1 protein-coding gene and 1 pseudogene are annotated in these 733 nt (G+C 66.7%); one reads left to right on the forward strand and one right to left on the reverse strand.

Going from position 1 to position 733, the window contains the following annotated elements; genetic code table 11:
- A pseudogene (locus JCM9942_RS17340) lies at positions 1-329 on the reverse strand (hypothetical protein); the annotation flags it as partial.
- Between the two features lie 142 nt (positions 330-471).
- Here JCM9942_RS17340 and JCM9942_RS17345 point away from each other — a divergent pair.
- The coding region (locus tag JCM9942_RS17345) for a pyridoxal-phosphate dependent enzyme (protein ID WP_157723059.1) at positions 472-733 on the forward strand (262 nt) is incomplete at its 3' end.

Below are 733 nucleotides of genomic sequence, written 5' to 3' on the forward strand. Positions count from 1 at the left end.
GTCGGGCGCGGCGGCCGTGGACCATGGCCGTTTCCATCGCCATTGCCCGGACGCGGGCCATGGCCCTGCTGCGGCGGGCGCGCTGGCGGACGGTGGTTGTGCGGTGGGCGATAGATCGGATAACGCCCGCCGTAACCGCCATACCCGTAGTAGCCGCTGCCGTAGCCGTAATAACCGTCATAGCGGCCATAGGGATAGCCATACGGGTAGCTGTACTGCACCGAGGGCGAGCCGTGGTAGTAGCCGCCTGCGCCGCCGCCGACATAGTCGTAGGTTGCGCAAGCGGACAGACCAAGCAGCAGCCCGGCGGCAATGTTCAAGCGCTTCATGATGCGTGTCCCCCCGTGGGTGTGGTGCCAGCTTCGGCGGACCGCGTTGAATCGGTCCTTAACTCCGTCCGGCGGAACTGAATGATGGCCATCGCAACCACCGAGATGGTCCGATGCTTGGGGCCTACGTTAACCTTTCTGCATGAAAGAACTTTCCCTGCCCGGAGCGGCCGATGTGCTGGCAGCGGCGGCACGCATCGCACCCCATGCCAGCGTGACCCCGGTGCTGCGCTCGCAGGTGCTGGATACGCTGAGCGGCGCGCGCCTGCACTTCAAGGCCGAGCATCTGCAGCGCAGCGGTGCGTTCAAGTTCCGGGGGGCCTGCAACGCGGTATCGGCGCTGACGCCGGAACAGGCCGCGCGCGGGGTGGTGACCCATTCTTCCGGCAACCATGGCGCGGCGC

It is taken from the genome of Stenotrophomonas pictorum JCM 9942, assembly GCF_001310775.1.
GTDB lineage: Bacteria > Pseudomonadota > Gammaproteobacteria > Xanthomonadales > Xanthomonadaceae > Stenotrophomonas > Stenotrophomonas pictorum.